The 25,199-nt window shown below is 42.6% G+C and carries 19 protein-coding genes and 1 other RNA gene; 4 read left to right on the forward strand and 16 right to left on the reverse strand.

Going from position 1 to position 25,199, the window contains the following annotated elements; genetic code table 11:
- Nucleotides 1-38: 38 nt before the first annotated feature.
- From NFS34_RS10590 to nadA, 10 genes are all read right to left on the reverse strand, one after another.
- Nucleotides 39-1,571 (reverse strand): lipoxygenase family protein, encoded by a 1,533-nt coding sequence (locus NFS34_RS10590; protein WP_251360013.1) that lies wholly within the window; start codon nucleotides 1,569-1,571, stop codon nucleotides 39-41.
- 72 nt (nucleotides 1,572-1,643) lie between these two features.
- A complete protein-coding gene (locus NFS34_RS10595; protein ID WP_251360014.1) occupies nucleotides 1,644-2,765 on the reverse strand; it encodes a catalase family protein in 1,122 nt (373 codons plus the stop codon).
- A 275-nt stretch (nucleotides 2,766-3,040) separates the two neighbouring features.
- Nucleotides 3,041-4,945 (reverse strand): molecular chaperone HtpG, encoded by a 1,905-nt coding sequence (gene htpG, locus NFS34_RS10600; protein WP_251360015.1) that lies wholly within the window; start codon nucleotides 4,943-4,945, stop codon nucleotides 3,041-3,043.
- A 149-nt stretch (nucleotides 4,946-5,094) separates the two neighbouring features.
- Nucleotides 5,095-6,702: a S41 family peptidase gene (locus tag NFS34_RS10605; RefSeq protein ID WP_251360016.1), complete on the reverse strand. Its 1,608-nt coding sequence runs from the start codon at nucleotides 6,700-6,702 to the stop codon at nucleotides 5,095-5,097.
- Between the two features lie 128 nt (nucleotides 6,703-6,830).
- On the reverse strand, nucleotides 6,831-7,430 hold the full coding sequence (recR, locus tag NFS34_RS10610; RefSeq protein ID WP_376707941.1) for a recombination mediator RecR: 600 nt from the start codon (nucleotides 7,428-7,430) through the stop codon (nucleotides 6,831-6,833).
- A gap of 191 nt (nucleotides 7,431-7,621) precedes the next feature.
- Entirely contained in the window at nucleotides 7,622-7,951 is a 330-nt protein-coding gene (locus tag NFS34_RS10615; protein ID WP_251360017.1) for a YbaB/EbfC family nucleoid-associated protein, read from the reverse strand.
- Between the two features lie 23 nt (nucleotides 7,952-7,974).
- The gene (dnaX, locus tag NFS34_RS10620) at nucleotides 7,975-10,263 is read right to left on the reverse strand and encodes a DNA polymerase III subunit gamma/tau (protein WP_251360018.1); all 2,289 of its coding nucleotides are present in this window, start codon (nucleotides 10,261-10,263) and stop codon (nucleotides 7,975-7,977) included.
- Between the two features lie 241 nt (nucleotides 10,264-10,504).
- An RNA gene (ffs, locus tag NFS34_RS10625) (signal recognition particle sRNA small type) lies at nucleotides 10,505-10,601 on the reverse strand.
- Nucleotides 10,602-10,650: 49 nt separating this feature from the next.
- Nucleotides 10,651-12,225 (reverse strand): hypothetical protein, encoded by a 1,575-nt coding sequence (locus tag NFS34_RS10630; RefSeq protein WP_251360019.1) that lies wholly within the window; start codon nucleotides 12,223-12,225, stop codon nucleotides 10,651-10,653.
- Between the two features lie 96 nt (nucleotides 12,226-12,321).
- Nucleotides 12,322-13,356, reverse strand: a complete 1,035-nt coding sequence (gene nadA / locus NFS34_RS10635; protein ID WP_251360020.1) for a quinolinate synthase NadA — start codon at nucleotides 13,354-13,356, stop codon at nucleotides 12,322-12,324.
- 137 nt (nucleotides 13,357-13,493) lie between these two features.
- Here nadA and NFS34_RS10640 point away from each other — a divergent pair, with 137 nt between their 5' ends.
- Nucleotides 13,494-15,611 carry a prolyl oligopeptidase family serine peptidase gene (locus NFS34_RS10640; protein ID WP_251360021.1) on the forward strand — a complete coding sequence of 706 codons (2,118 nt, stop codon included), beginning with the start codon at nucleotides 13,494-13,496 and terminating at the stop codon, nucleotides 15,609-15,611.
- An 8-nt stretch (nucleotides 15,612-15,619) separates the two neighbouring features.
- On the opposite strand, the gene NFS34_RS10645 is transcribed toward NFS34_RS10640, so the two are convergent.
- The 3 genes from NFS34_RS10645 to NFS34_RS10655 form a co-directional block, all read right to left on the reverse strand.
- Nucleotides 15,620-16,957: a saccharopine dehydrogenase C-terminal domain-containing protein gene (locus NFS34_RS10645; RefSeq protein ID WP_251360022.1), complete on the reverse strand. Its 1,338-nt coding sequence runs from the start codon at nucleotides 16,955-16,957 to the stop codon at nucleotides 15,620-15,622.
- 9 nt (nucleotides 16,958-16,966) lie between these two features.
- Nucleotides 16,967-18,076, reverse strand: coding sequence for a M14-type cytosolic carboxypeptidase (locus NFS34_RS10650; protein ID WP_251360023.1), 1,110 nt, complete (start codon nucleotides 18,074-18,076; stop codon nucleotides 16,967-16,969).
- Between the two features lie 75 nt (nucleotides 18,077-18,151).
- The gene (locus NFS34_RS10655; protein ID WP_251360024.1) at nucleotides 18,152-19,396 is read right to left on the reverse strand and encodes a TonB family protein; all 1,245 of its coding nucleotides are present in this window, start codon (nucleotides 19,394-19,396) and stop codon (nucleotides 18,152-18,154) included.
- Nucleotides 19,397-19,553: 157 nt separating this feature from the next.
- On the opposite strand from NFS34_RS10655, the gene NFS34_RS10660 reads away from it, so the two are divergent.
- Together NFS34_RS10660 and NFS34_RS10665 are read left to right on the forward strand one after the other, a co-directional pair.
- Nucleotides 19,554-20,246, forward strand: a complete 693-nt coding sequence (locus NFS34_RS10660) for a response regulator (protein ID WP_251360025.1) — start codon at nucleotides 19,554-19,556, stop codon at nucleotides 20,244-20,246.
- Nucleotides 20,243-21,586 carry a sensor histidine kinase KdpD gene (locus tag NFS34_RS10665; RefSeq protein WP_251360026.1) on the forward strand — a complete coding sequence of 448 codons (1,344 nt, stop codon included), beginning with the start codon at nucleotides 20,243-20,245 and terminating at the stop codon, nucleotides 21,584-21,586. The genes NFS34_RS10660 and NFS34_RS10665 overlap by 4 nt, the downstream gene beginning before the upstream one ends.
- Here the strand turns inward: NFS34_RS10665 and NFS34_RS10670 are convergent.
- The 3 genes from NFS34_RS10670 to dapA are packed head-to-tail and all read right to left on the reverse strand — an operon-like array spanning nucleotide 21,579 to nucleotide 24,435.
- On the reverse strand, nucleotides 21,579-22,382 hold the full coding sequence (locus tag NFS34_RS10670) for an MBL fold metallo-hydrolase (RefSeq protein WP_251360027.1): 804 nt from the start codon (nucleotides 22,380-22,382) through the stop codon (nucleotides 21,579-21,581). The genes NFS34_RS10665 and NFS34_RS10670 overlap by 8 nt on opposite strands.
- A gap of 30 nt (nucleotides 22,383-22,412) precedes the next feature.
- The gene (gene bamC, locus NFS34_RS10675) at nucleotides 22,413-23,489 is read right to left on the reverse strand and encodes an outer membrane protein assembly factor BamC (protein ID WP_251360028.1); all 1,077 of its coding nucleotides are present in this window, start codon (nucleotides 23,487-23,489) and stop codon (nucleotides 22,413-22,415) included.
- Nucleotides 23,473-24,435, reverse strand: a complete 963-nt coding sequence (gene dapA, locus NFS34_RS10680) for a 4-hydroxy-tetrahydrodipicolinate synthase (RefSeq protein WP_251360029.1) — start codon at nucleotides 24,433-24,435, stop codon at nucleotides 23,473-23,475. Before dapA ends, bamC begins: the two co-directional genes overlap by 17 nt.
- Before the next feature lie 250 nt (nucleotides 24,436-24,685).
- On the opposite strand from dapA, the gene bcp reads away from it, so the two are divergent.
- Nucleotides 24,686-25,156, forward strand: coding sequence for a thioredoxin-dependent thiol peroxidase (gene bcp, locus NFS34_RS10685; protein ID WP_251360030.1), 471 nt, complete (start codon nucleotides 24,686-24,688; stop codon nucleotides 25,154-25,156).
- Nucleotides 25,157-25,199 lie beyond the last annotated feature (43 nt).

Consider the following 25,199-nt stretch of genomic DNA (forward strand, 5'->3'; position numbering starts at 1 on the left):
GTCGGTTTTAAAGCAAAGTTCTAAAAAATAGCCTCCGGTTAAGTGCTCACGCTACTAGTTAAAACTTCAGGATTAAAAGTTTCAAGTGGCAAAGAGCGCTGAGTATTTAAAGCCTTAATATCCTCTGAAAGTGCTTTTAATCGACCTCTGTAGGTTTTAAATACGTTTATAGCAGAGTCAGTTTTATCTTTGGATAAAATATGATCAAAATTTTCCATCAAATGAGGCTGACCAAGACCCGTTGTGATAGTTAATGTCACCATTTGAGCGTGAGATTGAAGATCGCTAATTTCTTGCTCTTCAAGATCGCCTCTCAACTTTGTCCCGATAAATGTCGGATCGAGGGTATACTGAGCAATATTTCCTACTTGACCATGATAACCCGTTACAACGAACATAAAGTGCGAGAGAAGTCTGAGAAAACAATCTCGGGTTTCAAGCTTACCAATTTCGAGATTTGGTGCTTGTCTATTAATTGCACTCCACCATGCCTTGATGTGGGGATCATTCACAAGATCATCACCGTCGTAATATACGCTCATGTACTCATCTGCAAGTTGTTCCATGATTTTAACTAACTTTAATCCATCTTCACCATAGGGATAATCTTCTCCAAGTCCATCAACCCCCCTACGAACCATAGATTCTTCAAATGTTTCCAAGGTCGCAGCTTCTACACCTTTCAAAACGCATCTCAAAACACCCTCATGCTCCATAGCAAAACATCGATGAGCAATACCTCCTTTATTGGATAAGGTAAAGTAAGCTTCTCGGTTAATATCAGCCGCTCCAAAAATAAAGGGGGTCAACAAATATCTGAGCGGGTGATCTGTGGAAAGCTGCTCTATGGTTACAGTAGTAAGTGTATTGGACACTAAATAGTGGGTGTAACCTAAGTGATCGGTCAATGTAACCGCAGTAAACAACGAGCTTCTGAAACGCCACTTAGCTCCTTCCCAACCCTTATCACCTGGACGAATCATTTTATCTTGCTTTGGCTCAAAAATACCCACTGGTTTTCTGTCTGCTCCGAAATAAGCGATCGAGCCGTATTTTTCATACTTTTCCCGAACCGGATAAGCTTGCATCCAACTGAGGTCAACCATAAACTCAGCATCTTTATTAGAGCTTTTGGCTCGCTCTAATCTATGAGCACCAATCCCCTGAAAAACTAAATGAGTAAAAGCCTCATCTGACGTTGGATTTTTCCAATCAACAATAATTTTCGGAACTTTATCTTTATACAACTCATAAGCAGACTCAATCGCTTCTTCACGACTAGGCCAATCATTAATAACATCTTCTACCGGAAGGTTTTCCATACCGTGAGCGAGAGCTTCGGATGCAAATTTCTCTGTCCAGTCTTTATCATGATTCTCATCATTTTCTGGAATAAGGATAAATGGTGGCGCAACAGCCAGTTTAGCTTGAGGTTTTGGCTCAAAGTGGGGTCTTTTAGCATCTTCCGCGTTTCTCTTTACGTGAGTTTCAGCAAGCGCAATAGTCGACTCAGAAAATAACTTTGTATAAAGGTCGAGGCTTGACTCTTTAAGATCGTCTTGAATTGACATTGTTTTAATCTCCTTTTTCTTCACTATCAAAATTTTTCAGGGAATTACGAAAATACCTTTTCGGCACTTATATCAAAGTGTATCTGGCTCGAACCGAGTATTACCGTTTCTTGCGTGGCGAACTTTAGCACCGCCTTCGTAAACAGATTTACGCGCTCGATTCATAGAACCCAACGGACGATGTGCTGGCAAGGAATTCCATGCTGCAAATGTTAACTTCTCTGCGTAGTCAACATCTTTATTTGAAGATAAGTCTTGTACTGGGATTTCAATAATTGCTACACGCTTCGGCGGCGCTTCAGACTCTTTCCATTCAACTGTTGGGTCTTCGATAGGTTGTTTTTTTGCATCGTTTTGAACTTGCACCACAAACTCAAAACGAAATGGCTCATCTTTAATGGTGTTAACTAGAGCATTGCGCAAAAACCTATCGCCGAGCTCCCCTTCGGGCTTTTTATTTTCAGAACTGGTCAGAGGCCTAGCTGAAAATTTAATCGCTTGAGAGCCAAGCATGTACGGAGTCTGACTCCAATACTGCACTTCAAGCGGATTCCAGAAAGGCATGGCTATCATTTTTTCCAATATGGCAAGAATTTCTGGCTGTTTCTTGGCAAAAGCAGCCGCTTCTTTCTCCTTATCGACGCCATCATCATCCTTTACGGTTAGGGCTGAACCAAATCGAGTGAAATCTATGTAACTTGCAAGGTCTTTGACAAAAAAAGTGGGAAAATTGATCATGACAAAATCTTGCGTTGTTGTTGGCCGAATTAGTTTCTCGCCTTCGACACCAAGCACTTTGATCGCCATACCCTGAGGCTGCGCAACTGTGTCTGCCTGAGCGATTTGGCTTGAAGCAGAAAATCGGATCAACGCATCATAAACCTTAGTTTCAGAAAATATACCCTGCCGCAATTCTTTCGGCAGATCATCGACAACTTTGAGCTTTGCTCGGACTAGCCCGTGAGTTTTCGCATGAGCATCTCGCTGTACGACCTCTCCCTTACCGTAACTTCGGCGCATCCTTTCTTCCGTGATTAATCGAATAGACTCGATAAGCGCATCTTCATTCGGTTCCTTAACTTCCATTCCTAACTCCAGTTTAGTTTGAGAATTACCATTTGATAAGCTGCTGTAAGTAACAAGCGTTAAACTTATCGAAAACATCAGCATTCCATATATATGCGTTTTTAACATATTAGATTTACCTTTAAGAGATGTTACTACCATGTACCGAAACGTTTCAATCAAAAGACTAGAGAAACTTAGACAGGATGTCAATAGAGGGTAAATTAGGCTTTGTATTACTTGCTTAAAGCTGAGTTGACCGTGAACCAATAAGCGTAATTATCTTTGCTTAGCGAGCTTGGGCTGGCGAGCTACTAACGATATTTGTAAAAAGCGGTGTCAGCTTTAAAAAATTAAAGTGACACCGGATTAACTTTTAAAAATAGTCAGTAATGATAATTGGATCAACTAGCCAACTTCAGCAATAACTTATTCAGTTTATTAGCAAAGCTTGCTGGATCTTCAAGCTGTCCCGACTCAGCCAATTGGGCTTGGTTGAATAACACCTCTACCCATTCAGCAAACTGAGCTTCATCTTGTTCATGATCCACCAGCTGAATCAAGGCATGCTCTGGATTAATTTCAAAAATCGGCTTGGTTTCTGGCACCGGCTGCCCTGCTGCCTGCATCATTTTGATCATTTGCAGCGGCATATCACCTTCGCCAGCTACGATACAAGCCGGAGTATCGGTTAAGCGCATGGTGATTTTCACGTCACTAACTTGCTCGCCAAGTACCGTCTTGACCCGCTCAACCAAACCCTTATTGTCTTCCGAGGCTTTTTCTTGCGCTTTTTTATCTTCGGCGTTTTCAAGATTACCTAAATCCAAATCACCTTGAGTTACCGACACAAATTGCTTGCCTGCATATTCTTGCAAGTGCGACATGGTCCACTCATCAATACGATCAGACATCAATAATACTTCGATGCCTTTCTTTCGGAATACTTCCAGATGAGGGCTGTTTTTAGCCGCTAAGAAGCTTTCTGTGGCAATATAATAGATTTTCTCTTGCTCCGGCTTCATACGCTCGATATAGGCATCTAGCGACACATTTTGCTCAGCTGAATCGGTGTGAGTTGAGCTAAAGCGGAATAACTTAGCGATTTTTTCTTTATTGGCAAAATCTTCGCCGGGACCTTCTTTAAGAACTTGACCAAATTCGTTCCAGAATGCCTGGTATTTTTCTGCGTCTTTTTTCGCTAACTGCTCCAACATTTTCAAAACACGGCTAACCATGGCACTGCGCAAAGATTGAGTGGTTGCTGAGTCTTGCAAAATTTCACGCGACACGTTTAGCGGCAAATCGTTGGAGTCGAGCAAACCGCGTACAAAACGCATATAAATCGGTAAGAACTGCTCGGCATCATCCATGATGAAAACTCTTTGTACATAGAGTTTAACGCCGCGTTGGCGATCGCGATTCCACAGATCATATGGTGCTTTGGAAGGAATATACAATAAGCTGGTGTACTCTTGTTTGCCTTCAACTTGGTTGTGTGACCAAGTCAGTGCATCTTGAAAGTCATGCGAAACGTGCTTGTAAAACTCTTGATATTCTTCGTCTGAAATATCCGACTTAGAACGAGTCCATAAAGCGGTCGCTTTATTCACGGCCTCAAAATCTGCCTCTTGTGGCTTTTCTTCTTCCTCACCGAGATGTTGCTTCTCCATCTCTACCGGTAATGAGATGTGATCGGAATATTTACCGATAATATTTCTTAGACGAAAATCTTCTAAAAACTCTTCTTCACCTGCTTTTAGATGCAAAATAATGTCAGTACCGCGAGAGTCTTTATTGGTGGTTTCAATGGTAAATTCACCATCACCCATAGACTCCCAAATCACCGCTTGATCCACTGCATCACCTGCTTTGCGGCTAATTACGGTGACTTTGTCGGCAACGATAAAAGCCGAATAAAAGCCCACCCCAAACTGACCGATAAGGTGCGAATCTTTCTTTTGATCGCCGGTAAGTTTGCTCAAGAAATCAGCCGTACCCGATTTGGCAATAGTGCCCAAATGTTCAATCACCTCAGCTTGATTCATACCAATCCCATTATCAGAAATGGTTAGGGTTTTAGCCTCTTTATCAGTGGTAATACGGATTTTTAACTCGCTATCCCCTTGGTATAACTCGGCATCATTGAGTGCTTTAAAGCGTAGCTTATCGGCCGCATCAGCAGCATTGGAGATAAGCTCGCGCAGAAAGATCTCTTTATTCGAATACAAAGAGTGCACCATCAAGTGCAGTAATTGTTTAACTTCGGTTTGGAAAGAATGTGTTTGCTTTTCGACGGTTACAGACATAATTAAAGCCCCAGATATGTAACGATTTCAGTTAATGACTATTTGCTGTTTTATTTGGGGATTAGGGGCCGAGTTTCAAGGCGAAACTTTAAATAAACCAATAAAAAAAGGAGCCAAGGCTCCTTTTTATTTTTAAGTGTCTGTAGTAATTATTTCAGATTTAAATCGATTCGATTTTGTTGATAGAACATCTGTTTTTGGTAATACGCTGAATTACGAAGGTCCAGTGGATTTTGACTCCAATCATAACGACGTGGCTCAGCTTGCGATTTGACCACTGGGCAAGCACCGCTGGTGCGATAATCAAGCGCGGCAGCCAACATAGCTTCATTCGGATCACCTAACTGGTGAGAAAAATCATCCGCCACGCTACAACCTATTACATTACCAAAACCATCGTCAGTAGCAGACGGTACAAAGCCATCGGCATAATCACCCCAACCTTTGTTATTTTCACCACGGAATTGAATGGTGAAATAGGTAGTGCCGCAGTTGTCGGTTGGATAAAAACCATAAGGTTTACCACAAGTAGTACCACCAATTAAGATTACCTCGACATCAATACCTCGTAAGCCATTGATTAAGGCTTCACTGGCAGAGCAAGTAGAGCTAGTAGAAAGAATAAAAACGCGGTTTAGGTTAACATCAGGCAAAATACCGCCAGGTGCAGTGGCTTGATCGCTGGGCTGATTATAGAAAGGAGTCGGCGATAAGGTTTCACCCGTCACTGGATTAGTAGTAGGATTTTTATCGTTAAACACCGTCGTTTCAAAAATACGATTGTTTGTTTGCGCCGAACCAGCAACCATATAAGCTAATTGACTCGAAATAAATAAGAAACCGCCACCGTTGTAGCGCAAATCAATCACTAAATCTTGAATACCCTGATTTGAGAAATCCACAAAAGCATCAATCAACTCCTGCTCAGCAATACGAGTACCAAAGGTATTGAACTGCATATAGCCCACATCGCCCGTTGGAGTGTTAATAATGGCTTCTTTTTGAACGGGATCGGATGTTACATTCTCCGCAGTTAAGGTCACGGTTCGAGTAGTACTTGAACCTAAGTCAAGGATTTCAAAAGTGTGAGACTCACCAACTGCTGACGGAAATAAACCAGCATTTAAAGTATTTACATCAGATCCATTGGCAACATCGACTCCATCAATGGTAACAATTTCAGCACCGCGATCAATATTAGCATTACTCGCCGGTGAGTTCGGTTCGTTATAAGCCACTACAATTTGTCTTGGTGGCGCTGACTGCAATATTCTAAACCGCATGCCATAACCCACTGATGAGCCAGTGCTTGCTTGCTGTTGGTAAGCATCCGTATCATCGGTAAAGTGGAATTGATCTTGTGGGTTACCAGAGGCGGTTACAGCGTTGGTTTTTAAGGTATCAAAATAAGTAATCGGATTACTAAAATTAGCTGGATTTTGATCTGGAATCTCACTATACCAAAGGTAGGTTTCATCACTCCATGAGCGTAACCAATGATTTTCCTCGAGCGTGGATCCTTGCACATCGGGCCAAGGCCTACCATTAATATCATTACCCGAGCGCGGATTTTGACAACGCGCCTCAAAATCGCTAGAAGGAGCAAACACACCTGCGGTCCAAGTCGGGCCGCTACTGCTAGGTGGCGGTGTTGGTGACGAGCTAGAGCTGGAGCCTCCGCCGCCACAAGCCACCAAAAAGCCTGTAAAAAGGGCGGGGACTATCAATTTACGGATATTTTTATAACTGTTTTTCATGAAATGACTACCTGAAGATAAATTTTTCTATCAATTTACGCAGTCATATATTACTAAACCTAAGACAACTAATCCATAAAAAGTGTCCAGATTTTATACAATCTTAATAGTTTAACCTTACCGAATAACTAAATTTGATAGGGACGGCGCTCAGATAGGGACTGGCTAAGAGTACCGCCATCAATATATTCGAGCTCTCCTCCTAAAGGTACGCCTGAAGCAAGCCTTGAGATCTCTAGCTGCTCAGAGCGCAGCATTTCGGCAATAAAGTGCGCCGTAGCCTCGCCTTCTACTGTTGCATTAGTAGCGAGAATAACTTCACTGGGCGCCTCAACTTCAACTAAAGCTTTCAACTCTTTTAGCCCAATATCATCAGGACCGATACCATCCAAAGGAGATAAATGCCCCATCAACACAAAATAGGTGCCTTTAAAGCCACCGGTTGCTTCTATCGCATACACATCCGCTGGACTTTCCACCACACACAGCAGGCTTTTATCGCGGGCTTCAGACAAACACAAGTAGCAAGTTTTTGCTTCTGTAAAATCACGACAGCGCGAGCAATGATTTACTTTTTCCATTGATTCAGCAAGCGCTTGCGAAAGCTGCACGCCCGCCTCACGATTACGCTCCAACAAATGATAGGCCATACGCTGAGCAGACTTAGGCCCCACTCCTGGCAAGCAACAAAAGGCATCAATTAGTTTCTTTATTAACGGTGACTGCATAATAGGCTAAACAACTGACTGAGAAACAAAATTTATTATCGCTGTAAATATTTTTGCTATTCGAATAATCATGTTAAGGCAGGATTTTTAAGGCTAGAGGCGGCAGTTTCGAATTGAAAAAACTGAGTGTATATACGATACACGATGTTTTTGAAAAAGAAACTAACAAACTATAGCCCTAAAAAGACAATTTAAAACGGTAAATTCATACCGGGGGGAAGATTCATCCCCTTAGTCACTTCCGCCATCCGCTCTTGCGAAGTCTGCTCGACCTTACGTACCGCGGCATTTACCGCAGCTGCAATTAAATCTTCCAGCAAGTCTTTATCATCTTCCATTAAGCTAGGATCGATTGAAATGCGTTTGACATCATGGCGGCCGGTCATAACCACCTTTACCATACCCGCACCTGCATCAGCCTCAACTTCCATATTGGCAATTTCTTCTTGCGCCTTTTGCATTCTATCTTGCATCTGCTGGGCTTGCTTCATCATTCCGCCCAAACCACCTTTACCAAACATACTTTTACCTCAAAATTCTGATGCTAATCTAAATATTTTATCGTTTCTGGATCTAATTTGGCAGCAAAGTTTTGCGCCAACCGCTGACTAAATGGGTGCCGAGTTAACAAATCACAAGCATTTTGCTGCTTTTCTTCGGCCTTGCGAGCAAAAATCATGGCCGGTGTTTCCCGATCAGGCTCGGCAAAAGACCATTGAAAACGAATTCTTCTATCAAAAAACTCAATAATGGCCTTTTCAATACCAGCTTTAGCACTATCCGTACACAAAATATCCTGATTCGGCGCGACTCGCAGCGCCATTAGATCTTCTTGTTGCCAGTCCATTAAACTTGATTGAGCAATTTGATGGTAGGAACCCGGCAGTCCAAGTTTAATAACCAGCTGAGTCCATTCGTCGGTTACATCTGCTAAGTCTTTAGCAAGCATATCATCAGTGCTCGACACCGAACTTTCGTTAGCAGAATTACTGGCAGTATTAACTGTCTGTTGGGCTAAGTCGCTGGTTTGAGTTTGCGAATAAATGTGTTCCGCTAGACTCTGCTCATCAAGGCTTTCATCATAAAAATTTTCTTGATCAAAAGCGGCTTGTTCGGGTAACTCGATATCCTTGATCGCCGCCAAATCGAGTGGATTTTTAGTGGTTTCTTCCAGCTCATCTTCCACCGCTTTGTTGCTTAGCGCCAAACCGCGGCTTTTGTTACCACTATTCGCATTTGAAGAACTGGTGGCTTGGCTTGATGATTGTTTTTCGACCGATGAAATACCCAAAGCTGCATGCAAGCTGGCAAGTGGATCATATTGTTTTTCTTCAGTTTTTTTTACCTTTTTGCTGATCGCTAACGGCTCGGCCGCTTGCTGACTAGTTGTTGATACTTGCTCATCTTGAATTTCGGGCTTATGTGAATCAGTGTCTTTAGCGGTTTCTAGGGGATAAGTTTCGGCTTGCTCGCCTTCTGATTCGTCCCCCCAAACATAATCATCATAATTTGGCTGCGGCTCATCGGACGATACACTCTCTTGAGGTGCTGACTGTTTAGCCACTTTTACTTTAGCGGCTTCAGATTCGGTAGTTTTTATTTCTACTTGTTTATTAGATTCTTTGCCAAGCTCTTTCTGAGGTACTTTCTCAGGTGTTTGCTCAGCTTCTTTTACAACTTTGGCATCAACTAAGGACGCTTTTTTTTTTACTGCTTCAGAAGCAGTGTTAGTAGCGTTTGAACCGTCCGTTATGGGCGCTATATTAAACGCCAACATCCGTAGCAGCGCCATTTCTAAACCCTGCTTAGGAGTGGCCGCCCAAGTTAAGTCGCGGCGAGCATGCAGCCCTAATTGATAATACAGCTGTAAATCTTCTGCGCTAATCTGTTGTGCAAATTTTTCTACATAAGTCGCTGAATTATCAAGTAAAACACCGGTAGCTTGGAAAATAGCCACTTGATGCAAGCGGCTTAATAATTCTTTGAGTGCATCGGCAAAATCTACTGGGAAGTTGCTCATTTGTGCTATCGACTCAATCGCTTGCTTGGCATCTTTATCCGCTAAAGCTTGTAGCAAACGCTCCATAAACTGGTGATCAATAGTACCGAGCATGCTACGGATATCAGCTTCATTAACTTGCCCCTGTCCAAAAGCAATCGCCTGATCAAGTAGGCTCAAAGCATCACGCATACTCCCCTCAGCTGATTGGGCAATTAAACTTAGCGCAGTTTGCTCAAACTCTAATTGCTCTTGCTGCAAGATAAAAGCAAGATGATTGGCAATGGTGGCCTCGTCCATATGCTTAAGATGAAACTGCAGGCAGCGTGAAAGTACCGTAACTGGAAGTTTTTGCGGATCAGTAGTCGCCAATAAAAAGATGACATGTTCCGGCGGCTCTTCCAGCGTTTTTAATAGCGCGTTAAAGGAGCTATTGGAAAGCATATGCACTTCATCAATCAAATAAACTTTATAACGCCCTCGAGTGGGACGATATTGTACATTGTCCAATAACTCTCGAGTATCATCGACCTTAGTTCTTGAAGCTGCATCCACTTCAATCAAATCGACAAAACGCCCTTCGTCAATTTCGACACAAGCTCCGCATTCGCCACAAGGCTTGGCCGTTAATCCATGAGTTTCACAATTCAGACATTTAGAAAGGATTCGAGCAATGGTGGTTTTACCCACGCCACGAGTACCGGTAAACAAATAAGCATGATGCAATCGCTCTTGCTCAATAGCGTTAATCAAAGCACGACTAACGTGTTCTTGGCCTTGCAATTCATCAAAATTCTTGGGACGCCACTTGCGGGCGAGCACCTGATAGCTCATATTTTGTTCGAATGATTAGTGATATTTCAGAAGATGACAAACTGTACCACAGTTCCAAGAATAGATAAAAGAGAAGTCATAAAACTTACTCGCGGCCTTGCAAAATGAGCTTATGATCTAAAGACTCTATTCGATTGATGGCCATTGAATAGCCATGGATAACGGGTTAGGAGCTATAGAATGCGAGGTAGAACCAACTCAAGCTCAAACCAAGACAGGGGAAATCATCAAAATTAAAAGACTCTGCTAGCCACACCCCGGCACACGAATCAACTGCTACCGTTGCTCCCTTCCGGGCCTGGCGGGATTCACAATCTATCGTTGCGAGGGGACCAGCAGAGCCGAGGCGCATTATCCATCAAACTGACTCAAGAATAAAGCCTAAAACTAGCTTTCGACTTTATTTTTTACCGTCAATTCAATCTGCACTAGCTCAGCCTCATGGCAAAGCATTCGTTTTTTGCAGTGTACAACCTGTTTTGTATCCTTTAGCTGCAAACCAACAACCTTCTTATTTTTTAGCACTTCAGGCGAGGTCAGCAGAAAAACCCGCTCATCTTTTGGCTGGCGTATCATTAAAGCGTGCTTTTTATCGGTTTGCATCAACTCTACGAGCTCGATATCACCATGAATAAAGTTAACCCCAATTCGGTTGGTCTTATTTTCGAACTTATACCAACGGGTCAGTGCAAGCGTCCAGTTATCCGCAACCACCCCATTTTGATATTTCTTGAGCACCACAGGCATCGACTCAGCAATATCCAAAGACTCTTGGCTAGATTGCTCTACACACAAACCGCCTCGGCTCTCGTTAACCGTCTGCCAAGTTAGGGCTTGTGGATGGTTTTCTTGTAGCAAGTCTTCCAGCGCTTCGTTCAAATAAGCACTAGAATCTACCATCTCTTGACGCTGCATCAGCTGAATGAGGTTTGAAAAACCAAAGACTAGCGTAGCCTCTACTTGAATCGGATAACGATGCGATGCGCGCATTTTGTACTGCGTACAATACTCAACCAGTTTATTAAAAAGCTTTTTGGCAGACTGAGGCTCAATACCATTAATAAAGGAGTTTTTGGGCAAATCACCACTAGTCAACAGATCCGTTTGTTGCTGCTGGACTCGTTCGACAAACGCTTGAACTTCGATAAAACGGTTACCCTCACTGATATTAACACCAGCTTCATCAACCAAAGTGGGTTTATCAGAGCTCGCTAAATCAACAACAAAACATTTCGCTATTCTGTCAAAATCATGATGTTTTTCTATTTGAATAATTTCAACATAAGTCTGCAAATTATAAAATAAATTCCAGTGCTCTTGTCGACTTAGCTCATACGGTGAAATCGCGGAAACAATGGTCGCACGAGCGTACGCCTGCTGAACATTGGGACTTGGATGAAAAAGTCCATCAGCCTTAAACTTGACCTTTTGCGTTAATAGCTTTCTTTTTTCAGCTAACCAATAGAGTTGATTCAATTCGCGCCAAATATAACTCGGCAAAAGTTCATTCAAACAATAAGTTTCAACTTTTAACAAACTCAGATAATAGATGGCTCCATTAACCGCAAACGCAGCTTTTTTCTGGAAGTTGATAATCCATTGAGTATTTTCATCCAGCTGCTTAACATAGCGCTTAAATAAATAACTCATTTCCAAGGTCAAACCGTGTAGTAGCTGATCAACTTTTTTTGACACCCTAAGATCAGGGATCGAATAATCGCGAGCGAAGCTACTAATGGTTGAATACCTAAGATGTAACGTTTTAAGATTCGACTCTATTTCTGAAAGGCTTTGCGGGCAGCGATTAAGCTCATAAATAACTGAGGTTAAACGGCTGACTTCCTCTTCAACGTCGTTTAACCCGTCATTAAAAACCCGCGACTTAACTTGCTTGGGGTCGACTTCCGTTAAGAATTCTTGCCCATCCAATATTTCGGGGTAGCTTAAAATAAGTTCATTCATAGAGTTTGCTATAGGTGTAACTTTTAATATTGATTGTTTTCTATTTTGTTATCAAATTCAGAGTAACATCAATTGCCCGCAGGCTTCAATAAGGTTTTAAGTGCCTTGAGTAAAGTTGACCATTCGGGTTAAAGGCTTTAAAGCTTTCGTCGCTAAACCTGAATCCACAAAGACTTCATTATCATTTTGCTCAAAAACGTTTGATAAGGCTTGTAAAGCATTCATCTTCATCCAAGGGCAATGAGCACAACTACGACAAGTTGCTCCCTCGCCTGCGGTTGGCGCAATGATCAAATCTTTGTTTGGCGCTGCCTGCTGCATTTTATAAAAAATGCCTTTATCAGTCGCAACAATCAATTGTTGTTGCGGTAGTTCTTTAGCAGCTTTGATCAGCTGCGAAGTCGAACCAACCACATCCGCCAGCGCTACTACTTTTTTGGGCGATTCGGGATGAACCAGAACGGCAGCCTCTGGATATAAAGCCTTAGCTTTTTCCAAGCCTTGAAACTTAAACTCATCGTGAACAATACAAGCACCCTGCCATAACAACATATCGGCGCCCGTTTGCTTTTGAATGTAGGCTCCTAGATGCTTATCCGGACCCCAAATGATTTTCTCACCTTTATCGAGCAAATGTTCAATCACATCCACCGCAATACTTGAAGTTACAACCCAATCAGCGCGCGCTTTTACCGCCGCTGAAGTATTGGCATAGACCACTACGGTGCGCTCAGGATATTGATCACAAAAAGCACTAAAAGGTTCTATCGGACAGCCCAGATCAAGTGAGCAGGTAGCTTCCAAAGTGGGCATCAAAACCCGTTTATCGGGACCTAAAATTTTTGCAGTTTCCCCCATGAATTTTACACCTGCAATAATTAAAGTCTCGGCTGGATGTTTAGCCCCAAACTTAGCCATTTCTAGCGAATCACCCACAAAGCCGCCGCTTTCTTCAGCCAAAGCTTGGATCTCGGGATCGGTGTAATAATGAGCAATCAAAACCGCATTATGTTGCTGTAAAAGTTGCTTGATTTTGGATTTGTGGTGATGTTGCTCTTGCTCAGATAAAATAATCGGTGGTTTTGGAAAAGGAATATCTATCTCAATAGCTTGAGGCTCTAATCTAGTCATCTGCAAAAGCAAGTCTCGTACATAAGGTCCATACAGTATAACCGATATATGGCTTGTAGCTCTAGAGATCGAGGATCTTTTTGCAATGCCGAAAAGGACTGATACAATCGAGTAAAATTGACTCTTTTGACTCTTGCATGCCACTAGCAAAAAACCTGATTATATTAATAGCCATTAGCCTGCTGGTTTTCGCTTGCAACGATGACAAGGTTGAACAAAGCGCTGCCCCGCTCGAAAATCCTGTCAATAAGACTCAAGATCATCAGTACCAATTTCAAGGTATTGAAATCAACGATCCTTATCATTGGTTATCACAAGTCGAATCTGAAGACGTTACCCTGTGGCGGCAACAACAAATCGAATTATCTAACAGCTTTTTTTCAGGTAATACTTTTGATGACTTTAAAGCACAGCTTCAAGCACAGCCAATCGCCAATTACCTTTATCCGCAAGTGTATCGAGACCACTATTATTTTATACGCCAACAAATAACGTCGACAGCCACGTCAAATACTGATGCTGACTCGCAAGAACCCTTATGGCAACTGTTTATCTACAACAACCTATCAAAGCACTACCAAACCATTGACCTAGCCACTCCAAATTCGAGTCAAATTCAGCAATTACGGCTTTCGCCCACAGCCCGATATGCGGCCTATCAGCTTTCCCATGCTGCTGGCACCTATCAGTGGAAGATTTATGATATTAGTGCCCAAACCCTGTTAGACAACCATTTACCCATCACCCGAAACCCATCGAGCTTAGCATGGTTTTCCCCCACAAAATTTATTTACAGCGATGGCCTTAAGATTCATTGGGCCAACCTCTTCCAACCACACTTAACAGATCGGGAGGTTTTTAACCTTACTCAAGAACTGCCTGAAAAAGAGCTGCAAAAAGCCGAACAATTCGCTTACTTAGAACCTCGTTTCAGCGATGACCATCGTTATATAGTAATTGAGCAAAACAGTATTGAGTCGGATAACTCCCAAATTTGGTTGCAGCCGCTAGATTCTGAGCAAAAACCCATAAAGTTAGTTGCCAATATCAAGGCATCCTTTCAGTACTTAGCGAATAAACAGGATGAGTTTTATTTTCTAACTAATTTATCCGCTGGCAGAAACCGCATCATCAGTATCAACTTAAGCAAGCCTTCGCGCCGTTTTTGGCGCGAAGTGGTGGCACAAGATAAAGGGCTATTAGTCAATGCACTGTTGATGGATAATAAATGGCTACTGGCCTATAAAAACAATGCTAAACTCGAATTAGCGTTAAGTAATTTAAACGGAGGCGGTAAGAAAAGCCTTGCTAGTAACGGCTATGGTGAATTAATTTTTTATCCGCAAAACCTTTTTAGTAAAACGTCATTAATCTTTAACTATCAGTCTCTGATTAACCCTTCACAGGCTTACTACTTCGACTCTGCCAGTAGCGCTTTGAAGCCTATCCTAGAATTAGAAGTTACTCAGGAGAAAAACTCTAGCTTAGGTTTAAGCCAGCAAGAAATCGTACAGCAGCTACACTTTTACCGAAGCCAAGACGGCAGCCGTATTCCGCTAGAAATTATCAAACCTGCCCGCTTGGCCGCGAAAAAGAATTTGCCGACCCTGTTATTAACCCATAATGGCTTTGGGCAAACCTTTTCTTATCAATACAACTTCCTAGCCAGTAACTTTATTCGCCCTGGAGGTCAGGTCGCCATTGCGCATATTCGTGGTGGTGGTCTTTATGGTCAAAGTTGGTATCGTGCTGGAAGCGGCGATAACAAACATAAAGCTTTAGCCGATCTAATCGCTGCCCAAGAATGGCTACTCGATAAAAACTTTAGCAGCCGCGATCAGTCTGCGCTCTATGCTTATCAGGAAAACGCTTACCTTTTTGCCGGCCTACTCAACCATGATCCCAGCCTGTTTTCCGTTGCTATTTTAGAGGGGGAAACTTTAGATCTGACTAATCAAGATTTGTTGGAAGATACGCTTTGGCGTCAAGAACTTGGGTTTGAACACAATAATAAAACGGCGAAAAAGCTGTTGGCTTTGAGTCCCTATCAAAACATTAGCACCAAGTCTTTTCCTGCAACTTTGTTGTTTTTTGAAGAAACTAATCTTGACGCTTGGAAGTATTTAGCAAGAATGCAAAACCATCAAAATCAGCCAAAGCCTATTATTATGGTTTCTAAAAGTGCTGACAAATTTGAAAATACAGCCAAAGCCCTATATTTTCTACAACAAAATTTAGGGCTAGGCATTCAATAACTGGATTTTTAAGAATAGAGTTCAGCTAAAAACTCTTGTTTGGACATTTCTGAAGAACTGATACGTTTTTCAACACACTCAATGCCTTCAGCAGCAAGTGCTTTTAGTGTGGGCTGATAAATATCTGCAAAAACCGGCCTCAAAACACCTTGTCGTTCTACTTTGTTATCCAAAATTAACTGGCTGGCAATCGCTGCAGGATAACCCACCGTTTTTGACATCGCGGAATAGCCATCGGGATCGCCAACCGCTATTAAAGTGGAGCTCAAAAAATACTCACCGCCAGCACTGTCTTCAACCACGAACTTATGCTGCAGCGCAATCATATCCGACTCACCTTCAAGGTATTGCAACTTGTCTATCAACAAAGCGCAAAAAACATCTATCGGGCTATTTTTTGCAGCAACCTGTAGCTCGCTAAAACAGCCCAACCAAGTTAGAGCATCTTTTGCTTTAGGAGTTAAAACCTTGAGTAACTGCTCAAGATTATCTGCTTGATTCAATGAGACGATATAGTCTTTCCAACTACCAGTTGCGCTAACATCAGAAACTTTAGTCGACAATAAATTTAACTGGTAAGCACCCTTAATGATTTCACTAAAGCCCTGATAGCGCAAAGTTCCTCTCAATAAACTTTCCGCACTATCAATGCCATAAACTTCTTTATAACTTATGGACTCTCGATTTGGATAGCCCTCAAGTTGCAAACCCTCAATCAGCAAAGGCTTTGCCCAATCCATTAGCTGATCGGAACTAACCGTTACCGCTTGATTCTGGTGCAAATACTGAGCTTTATTTAGCAAGGCCATCAAAACACCCTTAGGCGCCCAGGAAAACTTGTAGCCTATAGGGTTATTGTTCGACTCAGGGGCAGGAACGCCACCACACCAAGAAACAAAAGCGGTAATCTTTTCACCCTTTTGCTGCACTTGGTCAATCACTTCCATAGCACTTAAATGATCGATGCCTGGATCAAGGCCTATTTCATTCAAGATAATAACCCCGGCTTCTTCAGCCTCTGTTGCTAAGTCGCGCATCTCATCGGACTCGTAACTGGCGGTAACCATGGCAACCTTTTGCGCTATAGCAGCCTTAGCCACAGTTGGGTGAAAAGGAGCTGGTACTAAACTTACCACTAAATCGTAATCTACTAATAAGCATTCCAGCGCTTCTTGATCACTGACATCTACTTGCAGAGCATCGATTTTAGGAAACTTGTCCGCTAGGGCTTGCGCTTCATTGATTACATAACTGGCGACACTAATTCGATTATCGTCACGACGGTTCAAATATTCAACCAACGGCTCAGCCACAAAGCCAGCACCCAAAACTAAAATGTTACTCATAATTTCAGCCTACTTTAACGTCATCGAAAGTGCAGTTAATAAACTCTGCCCTAAATGATAACTTCTTTCTGGCGACCAGCCTGTGATCGCATTCGGTAAGTTAGCATTATCCTTAAAAGGCATTTCTAAAGTCAGCGCTAAACAACCAAAATTTTCACCAACCCAATTATTAGCGATCCGTAAATCGGCTTTACCCGCTTCATCTTTGTCGTAACCGAATTTTGTTTGGAAGTCAGGATTGATCGCCATTAAGTGCTTCGAAAAAGCAGATTCCAGTTGCTGCTGTTTGTCCGAATAACTGGGATTGCCTTCGACCGCCGCCACAAAAACATAAGGCAAGCCTTCGTCACCATGCAGATCCAAATAGCCTTCTACGCCAGTTTGCTGCATTTTTTCTCGCACCCAATAGACTTCAGGGCTTGTCTCTTTACTTGGTTTCAACCATTCTCGATTCAGATTGGCACCTGCAGCATTAGAGCGTAAATTACCTTTTATGGCACCATCTGGGTTCATATTTGGTACCACGAAAAAACAAAAATCTTGCAATAAACTCCTGCTGATCGAGCTATCTGGATCCAGCAAAGCTTCGATCAAACCTTCAGCACACCACTGCGCCATAGTTTCACCCGGATGCTGGCGTGCGGTGATCCATATTGGTTTCTTGGTTTGCTCGCCAATTACCAACAAATCCATATTGCGGCCTTCCACCGTTAAGCCTAAAACCTGATGTAAACAATTTTCTGCGAGCTGCGCATTAGCAATAAGCTGTTGATGCCTTTGGTATGAATAAGGTGCAAAGTAAGCAAAAAATACTGAGCTATATTCAAACTGATGATCAAAACTTAGCTTTTTATTGTCGTAGCGGCTTGCCACACGAAACCAATCTTCGCCATCATAAGAAGCAACCACATGATAATCTTCCCAACCAGCTTCATAGGAGCAGTCAGCGGCATTGACAATGGAAAAGCTGTACTTTTTACCAACAGCGCCATTGACTTGAAAGTGAAACCACTGCTTAAACTCTGAGTTGGAGTCGGTACGAATCGTTAAATCGGCGTGCCGCTCGTTAGTCGATACCACTTCGATATTGCCACTATCAAAGTTTTGATTGATATGCATGATGTGTATTAACCTCAGTTCAAAATGAAGGGGCCTAATGGCCCCTTGGTATGATTGGGATTATATCCGAAAATTCTAGCTCTTGGGAGCAGGAATACTAATGGATAGTGTTGTGCTGAAAGTTTCGTCTTCTAACTCATTTGGCATGGCGGGATAGGGAACAGCATCGAATAAAGCTTTTAACACTGCATCATCCAAGATTTTTTCACCAGAACTTCCGGCTAAACCACCACTGACAATATCACCGTCTCGGTCAAGTTCAACATTAACCTTAACCAAGCCGTGAGTTTTTCCTTTTTTGGGTCTATTGAAAATTGAAGCCCCATGCCTTTTAATAATCTCTCTTACTGGGTACTCGAAATGAGGACTATAATGACGCTGTAAGGTTCTAACATAACCACTTTTAATTTTAGCTATTTCTTCTGCTGTAGGCCCCTCAGGAACCTCAACAATCGGTGGTTTCTGCGCAGCCTCTTCAGCCTGACGGGCTAACTCTAGCTTACGCTGCTCTTCGAGTTGCTTAGCTTCAGCTTCTTTGGCCAAACGCGCTTGACGCTCATCTTCAAGCCGCTGCTGCTCTGCTAACACCGACAATCTTTGCTGCTCTGCAAGTGCTTTAGCTTCAGCAATTTTAAGCTCTTCCGCTAACTTTTGCTCTTCTTCAGCTTGCTTTTGGGCTGCGATCTGCTGCTGTAACTTTTTATCGAAATAAGCCACTCTAGCCTCGCTTGGCTGAATAGACTGATAACGGCTTAATAAGGTGTCGAAGTTAGTATTACCTAAAATCGCATCTTTAAATTCTTGTGATGGCGGTCTTTCCCCAACCCAACTTTTTACAATCAAGTTATACAAATCTGGAGAGAAGTCTCCTTGGACCGAACCATTAATGCTAACTCTTGTTGCTTCACCAGGAATAAAATCAATGCTGATAACGTCGTTGGCTTCCAGATTCTGCCCCATCATATTAGCAAATCCTCGAACCGCTTTGGCCATACCTAACACATCCTCAGGCTCATTATTGATACGGATACGCTCAACCCAAAAACGTTTCAGACGACGACCAGATAATTTATCCGCCAACACCTTAATTTCCATGCGCTTAGGGTTAATATCGGACAAGATAGCATTGGGGTCATTGGTTTTATTGACTAAATACAGTGCATTAATAAACCAGTCACTACGCAGTTCACTTTGGATGGCAATACCATTAAGTTGTAAGCTGCTACTCGCTACATTGATGTTAGCGGCGGAGTTCAGCGTCAGAGGAAAACACAAAATTGCTACTAATACCGTCAAGGTAAAAGAGTAAAGTTTATTCATTGTTATAAAAAACCGATAAGTAGTTCACTTAGTGAGTGTTAAATTATTCAACGGTTACCATTTTAAGGTCAAAAGCTTTAAATGCAAGCCTTATGTGATAGACTAGGCTCCGCTTAATACTTTAGTTCTAGAAACCGCGTTAACCTGTTTAAATATAATGAAAAATACCATTCTACTCGTTGAAGACGATGTTAAGCTTTCTGCCTTAACAGCAGACTTTTTACGGATCAACGACTTTGAAGTGACCATCATCGAAAATGGCCTTGAAGCCATAGAATTTGTTAAAAAACAGACTCCTATGGCGGTGATTTTGGATATTATGTTGCCGGGTGTTGACGGTTTGACCGTTTGTCGCTCACTCCGAGAGACCTACAATGGTCCTATCTTGATGCTAACCGCGCTCGATGATGATATAGATGAGGTCGTTGGCCTAGAAACTGGTGCCGATGATTACTTGACTAAACCTATAAAGCCAAGAGTGTTATTAGCACACCTACGTGCCCTGTTAAGGCGCATCGAAGCCATAGAGCAACCATCGCAGCCAAAAACCCCAAAGCTACTGGGCAAGAACCTAGCCATCGATCCGAAAAGCCGCACCGTTACAGTGGCTAACGAAATGGTTCACCTTACGACTGCCGAATACAATTTACTGTGGCTGCTGGCAGAAAAGTCTGGCGAAGTATTAAGTCGTGAAGAACTGCACCGCAAAACCTTTCGAATAGAATATGATGGGCTGGATCGCAGTATTGATTTGAGGATTTCCCGTTTGCGTAAAAAACTAGGCGACGATCCCAGAGTCCCCTTTATCATCAAAACCATTCGCGGTGAAGGTTACTTACTGGCGCAATGAAAAAACTTAGCCTCAAACTTACCTTACTGCTGGTTTTAACTAATATTATTGCCTTTGTACTGCTGTATTATGTGTACTTTCCCTGGACTACCACCCTCGGTTTTGAACAAACTGAAAAAACGATTATTCAGGATGCCCGAAAACTTAACCTACAGTTGGCCGAAAACGATTATCAATATTCAGAACTAGATCTGGATAGAGCCAGCCTCGATTTTAGTACTGAAATACGCAAGCTGAGCAAAGATCAGTTGGATATCAGCAAAGACTCGCTCGAAGAGCTTGATAAAGAACGCTATATCCCCTACATGGAAGCTAATGAAGGTCCGGTAGCCTACATAAAAACAAAAAATCAAGAATATCTCCAGCTGGGGCCCTATCCGGATGATTATAATGTGATCACAGTTTTGGATTGGCTGGTTTATGCCCTTATTTTGTCCCTACTGAATTACGCTTGCGTTTTCTCAGCTGAATCATATTTAAAGAGGCGTTTACATGATGCCAATCAGGCGGTAAACAAATTGGCTAACAAGGCTGTGCTTACTCCTGTTGCCGATCAACTGGATAATGTTGCCGATAATACTCCCTTATTAAGTCACTATATCTTTACATTACAAGATAGCCACCATAAAAATATTCAAAACCAACGCGATCTAATGCACGCTGTCGCTCATGAGTTTCGCGGTCCAATGGCTCGGATTAATTTTGCTATCGACCTATTAACCAACACCGATCCTAAAAAACCCGACAGTCTAAAGCCGGAAAACTTAAAAAAGGACATTGAAGAAGCGCTAGAAGAGCTCGATTCCTTGGTCAAAGAAGTGCTGGATTATTCTCGACTTAAAGATGGATTACAAAAACTCACCTTAGCAGAATTTAATATCAGTGATTTAATCGGTGCAAGCATCAGCAAAGTCGAGCCTTTTTATAGCGATAAAATCATCCAAGCCAAGTATCTGCCAGCAGAAGGTTTCCAGTGTTTGCTTGATCAAAAACTAGTAGAAAGAGCAGTGTTAAACTTGATTCGTAATGCCGCAAAATTCAGCCGCTCGGAAGTAACTATTGTAGCTAAAGTTGTCGACCAAAACCGTTTTACGATTATCGTAGAAGACGATGGAACTGGCGTTCCGCCAGGTAAACGCGAGCGGATTTTTGAGCCCTTCACCCGTCTAGATTTTAGTCGCAACCGCGACTCGGGAGGCGCCGGTTTGGGCCTGGCGATTGTAAATAGCGTAGCCATTCGTCATCAAGGCTCTATTGCTGTTGAACATAGCGAAGCTTTAGGCGGCGCCAAGTTTACCTTAAGTCTGCCATTAACAATAACCGCCGGTAAACTTAACTAAAATCCAGCCAATAGAGTCCTTCGGTTTGATCAGCCACGTGATATTCAACAGCGCTGTCCGCAAACACATCATTAAGTTGTCGCTTGACCAAATTGGGACAGTTGTTCTGTTCGCTCAGATGAGTGGCAACAACCAAGGATAACTGACTTAGATCTAGCTGTGCTAATAAATCCAAAGATTGCTGGTTATTCAAATGCCCTAAACTTCCACCAACCCTTTGCTTAAGTTGATAAGGATAAGGACCATTCATCAACATTTCGTAATCATGATTCATTTCCAGCAAAATCCCCTGACAAGTCGCTAACAGCTCTACAATGGGCTCAGTGATTTTTCCCAGATCGCTTAAAATAGCCAACCTTCTATCAGCAACTTGAATAACAAATTGGCAGGGTTCGCGAGCATCATGAGGAACATTAAAAGGGATAATGGTTAAATCCCCAAGCTCAAAATCTTGATAGGGTTTAATTTTAAAATATTCGTAAGGCTGGCCAAATTTGCCGCTTAGAAAAGTACCCTGACTGCTGTATATAGGAACTTGATATTTACGACTTAAAGGGCCGCTTCCTTTGATATGATCTTGATGTTCGTGGGTAACCAAAATGGCGCTCAAACTGGCTAAATCAAAACCTAACTTTTGGCAGCGCAGCTCGGTTTCTTTTAGCGTGAAGCCGCAGTCCACCATAATACAGGCTTGTTCGCTTTGAATTAAGGTTGCGTTACCCTTGGAGCCAGAACCCAAGGAAGCTATCTTTAAGCCTGAAATGGATTTCGGCTCTGGCACTTGCGATTTTTCCACAATCAATTTGTCAGGTGCAAAAGCAAAAAACTACTTAATACCCCGACTTCGATAGGCCGCAGAAAACTCAGGGTATAATTTACCTACTAGACTTGGATCGAGCAAATCACCTTGTTCGGTTTTAAAAGTAATGCTGGTTCCGCTGCCTTTCGGCTCAAGCTCCATCAGATAGCTCCCCGTAGCCAAGTCGACTTTAGCTTCTTCTTCACTACCAAATAAACCACTGAAAAAGCCTTCTTCTTCCGGCACTTGGAAATAAAACGTATTTATAGATTTATCACGATCGGTCAAGTTAAGATTTAAAAACTCTAATACCGCTGGAGTTCTACCCCACACCGCATCCAGATCACGCCCGGAAACGATAGCGATATGCCCCGCTGGATTAGTACCCAAACGAGTATCAATATTACCCTCAGCCAAAATGCGGGCACGAGCTTCTTTATCACGAATTCCATCATAATAACCAATAAACTGATTCAAAAACTGCTTCGCTACTCGCTTGGAAGTTTCTACCGGCACCCATTGCCCATCAAGGTACTGCTCGCTAGCCACATGCCGCGATTGCACACCAAATTCATTGGCACTTTCGGCCACTAACGACAAGTCAAACTTATGGCGTTGACCATCAATATTGTAAGCACCTAAACCTTCAGCAAGTCCTTCGTCTTCATCGCTAAGCCAGTCGGTTTCAAGGCGTTGACTGCCTGTTGCCACCGTTTTGATTTGGTTAGCCGTAGCAAAGCCTTGAAAAAACTCCGCCAGTCTGGACGAGTTTCCACGTAACCAGACGGTGGGGTTTGGTGCATCGGGATCTTCGCGCACACCATCACCGCTAGTTAACAGCAATTGCGGCGGTTCAATGGTTAAAGCTTGCCCTTTAGGATCACGATTAACGATCACTGCCCCTTCGGGGATCTTATAGTGATCGTCAAGCTGAATTTCCGAAACATCTGCTGGAATTTGTAATGCTTGTTCTTGACGACTGTTAAGGTAGGCCTCGTCGATGTCTTCCCGTCCGTCATTCGCGGAAAACCAACTACAACCAGAAAGGCTGAGCAGACTTAAAAAAGATAAATTAACTAATAATTTTTTATTGTGTTTTAACATTCGCTTTTTCCAATGCTTTTAATACCGCAGGTTGAAATTCTTTGTTTAACGAGGTTAAGGGCATCATAATCGCATCCTCAACTTTACCCATGGCAGCCAACGCCCATTTCACAGGAATTGGGTTAGCCTCTAAAAATAAGTCGCGGTGTAGATCGCTCAATTTTTGGTCGACAATCGCTGCCTGTTTTTGTTGACCATCCAGCGCTAACTGACACATTTGGCTCATCAAAGCCGGAGCTACATTGGCCGTAACCGAAATCACTCCATGACCTCCTGCTTGGATGAATTCACGCGCCGTAGCATCGTCGCCGCTCAGTAGTTGAATTGGAGTCTTACAAACTTCAATAAGTTCCTTAACCCGCGAAACATCACCAGTTGCTTCTTTAATTGCAACGATATTTTCGTACTCGGCCAAGCGCGCAACGGTAGTCGGCAGTAAATCGCAAGCAGTTCGCCCTGGCACATTATATAAAATTAACGGCACACTAGAGTTATCTGCCACCGCCTTAAAATGCAAATAGAGCCCTTCTTGACTGGGTTTGCAATAATAAGGCGTAACAACCAAAGCTGCATCAGCCCCAAGCGCCGCCGCTTTTGTCGTTAAATCCATGGTTTTAGTGGTGGAAATAGCACCCGTTCCGGCGATCACTGGAACTCGTTTGGCAACTGTTTTGACCACCACTTCAATCGCTTTTAAATAATCCACTTCGGACACACTGGCAGACTCGCCGGTAGTGCCCATCACCACTATGCCGTTAGTGCCTTCAGCCAGATGCCATTGGCACAACTGCTTTAAGCGCGCTAAATCAATACTCGGCATAGAGCCTTGGTTTGAAGGCTGCATTGGCGTAACAATCGCCACTATACTGCCACATAAGCCAGCTTTTAAGCTTTCTTTTAAGCTGTCCGACACTGGATTGTTGGGAGACGAGTTGTTTGAAGCCATGGGTTACGAGATTAAGCTCTTGATTTTGAAAAACGATTAAGATAGCCCGCTATGGTAGCCATGCCAGTGGCTAAAAACAAGCAAAAAGAAGCACTTATTTAGCAGTTTTACGATAGTCAATTTATTGCTTGCGATCTATTTTTTTCTAACGTACAGTTAAATCAAATGCATTCAGTAGAAATGCTTAAATAATGAACAATGATAGACTTTTATAGCGTCTATCTAACGACACGATAAGCCAGATAAAAACGTGACTTCAAAAATTCAGCTCAATAAAAAAGCTCCAAACTTCTCCCTAGCAGCCACTGGCGATCAAACTCTTAGCCTCAAAGATTTTAAAGGCAAGAAACTGGTGATCTACTTTTATCCCAAAGACAACACCCCGGGCTGTACCACTGAAGGACAAAATTTCCGCGATTTATATCCGCAATTTCAAAAGCTTAACACTGAAATCTTAGGTGTTTCTCGAGATACAGTTCGGGTACACGAAAACTTTAAGAACAAGCATGAGTTTCCTTTTGAGCTGTTATCCGATGGCGATGAAGCTATGTGTAATGCCTATGAAGTAATAAAGCTTAAAAAGCTCTATGGCCGTGAATACATGGGAATTGAACGCAGCACTTTCCTAATCGATGAAAGTGGTAAATTGCGTCAAGAGTGGCGCAAAGTAAAGGTTAAAGAACACGCACAAGAGGTACTGGAAGCTGTCAAATCGCTTTAAAAGCCTTCAAACACAACTGGTTAACTATTCGAGAGGATGAAGA

This window comes from Kangiella sp. TOML190, assembly GCF_023706045.1.
Lineage (GTDB): Bacteria > Pseudomonadota > Gammaproteobacteria > Enterobacterales > Kangiellaceae > Kangiella.

What these genes read in the sequence shown, in the direction of transcription:
- NFS34_RS10590 (WP_251360013.1), bottom strand. Translation starts at nt 1,571, where the DNA reads ATGTCAATTCAAGACGATCTTAAAGAGTCAAGCCTCGACCTTTATACA.
- NFS34_RS10595 (WP_251360014.1), bottom strand. Translation starts at nt 2,765, where the DNA reads ATGTTAAAAACGCATATATATGGAATGCTGATGTTTTCGATAAGTTTA.
- htpG (WP_251360015.1), bottom strand. Translation starts at nt 4,945, where the DNA reads ATGTCTGTAACCGTCGAAAAGCAAACACATTCTTTCCAAACCGAAGTT.
- NFS34_RS10605 (WP_251360016.1), bottom strand. Translation starts at nt 6,702, where the DNA reads ATGAAAAACAGTTATAAAAATATCCGTAAATTGATAGTCCCCGCCCTT.
- recR (WP_376707941.1), bottom strand. Translation starts at nt 7,430, where the DNA reads ATGCAGTCACCGTTAATAAAGAAACTAATTGATGCCTTTTGTTGCTTG.
- NFS34_RS10615 (WP_251360017.1), bottom strand. Translation starts at nt 7,951, where the DNA reads ATGTTTGGTAAAGGTGGTTTGGGCGGAATGATGAAGCAAGCCCAGCAG.
- dnaX (WP_251360018.1), bottom strand. Translation starts at nt 10,263, where the DNA reads ATGAGCTATCAGGTGCTCGCCCGCAAGTGGCGTCCCAAGAATTTTGAT.
- NFS34_RS10630 (WP_251360019.1), bottom strand. Translation starts at nt 12,225, where the DNA reads ATGAATGAACTTATTTTAAGCTACCCCGAAATATTGGATGGGCAAGAA.
- nadA (WP_251360020.1), bottom strand. Translation starts at nt 13,356, where the DNA reads ATGACTAGATTAGAGCCTCAAGCTATTGAGATAGATATTCCTTTTCCA.
- NFS34_RS10640 (WP_251360021.1), top strand. Translation starts at nt 13,494, where the DNA reads ATGCCACTAGCAAAAAACCTGATTATATTAATAGCCATTAGCCTGCTG.
- NFS34_RS10645 (WP_251360022.1), bottom strand. Translation starts at nt 16,957, where the DNA reads ATGAGTAACATTTTAGTTTTGGGTGCTGGCTTTGTGGCTGAGCCGTTG.
- NFS34_RS10650 (WP_251360023.1), bottom strand. Translation starts at nt 18,076, where the DNA reads ATGCATATCAATCAAAACTTTGATAGTGGCAATATCGAAGTGGTATCG.
- NFS34_RS10655 (WP_251360024.1), bottom strand. Translation starts at nt 19,396, where the DNA reads ATGAATAAACTTTACTCTTTTACCTTGACGGTATTAGTAGCAATTTTG.
- NFS34_RS10660 (WP_251360025.1), top strand. Translation starts at nt 19,554, where the DNA reads ATGAAAAATACCATTCTACTCGTTGAAGACGATGTTAAGCTTTCTGCC.
- NFS34_RS10665 (WP_251360026.1), top strand. Translation starts at nt 20,243, where the DNA reads ATGAAAAAACTTAGCCTCAAACTTACCTTACTGCTGGTTTTAACTAAT.
- bamC (WP_251360028.1), bottom strand. Translation starts at nt 23,489, where the DNA reads ATGTTAAAACACAATAAAAAATTATTAGTTAATTTATCTTTTTTAAGT.
- dapA (WP_251360029.1), bottom strand. Translation starts at nt 24,435, where the DNA reads ATGGCTTCAAACAACTCGTCTCCCAACAATCCAGTGTCGGACAGCTTA.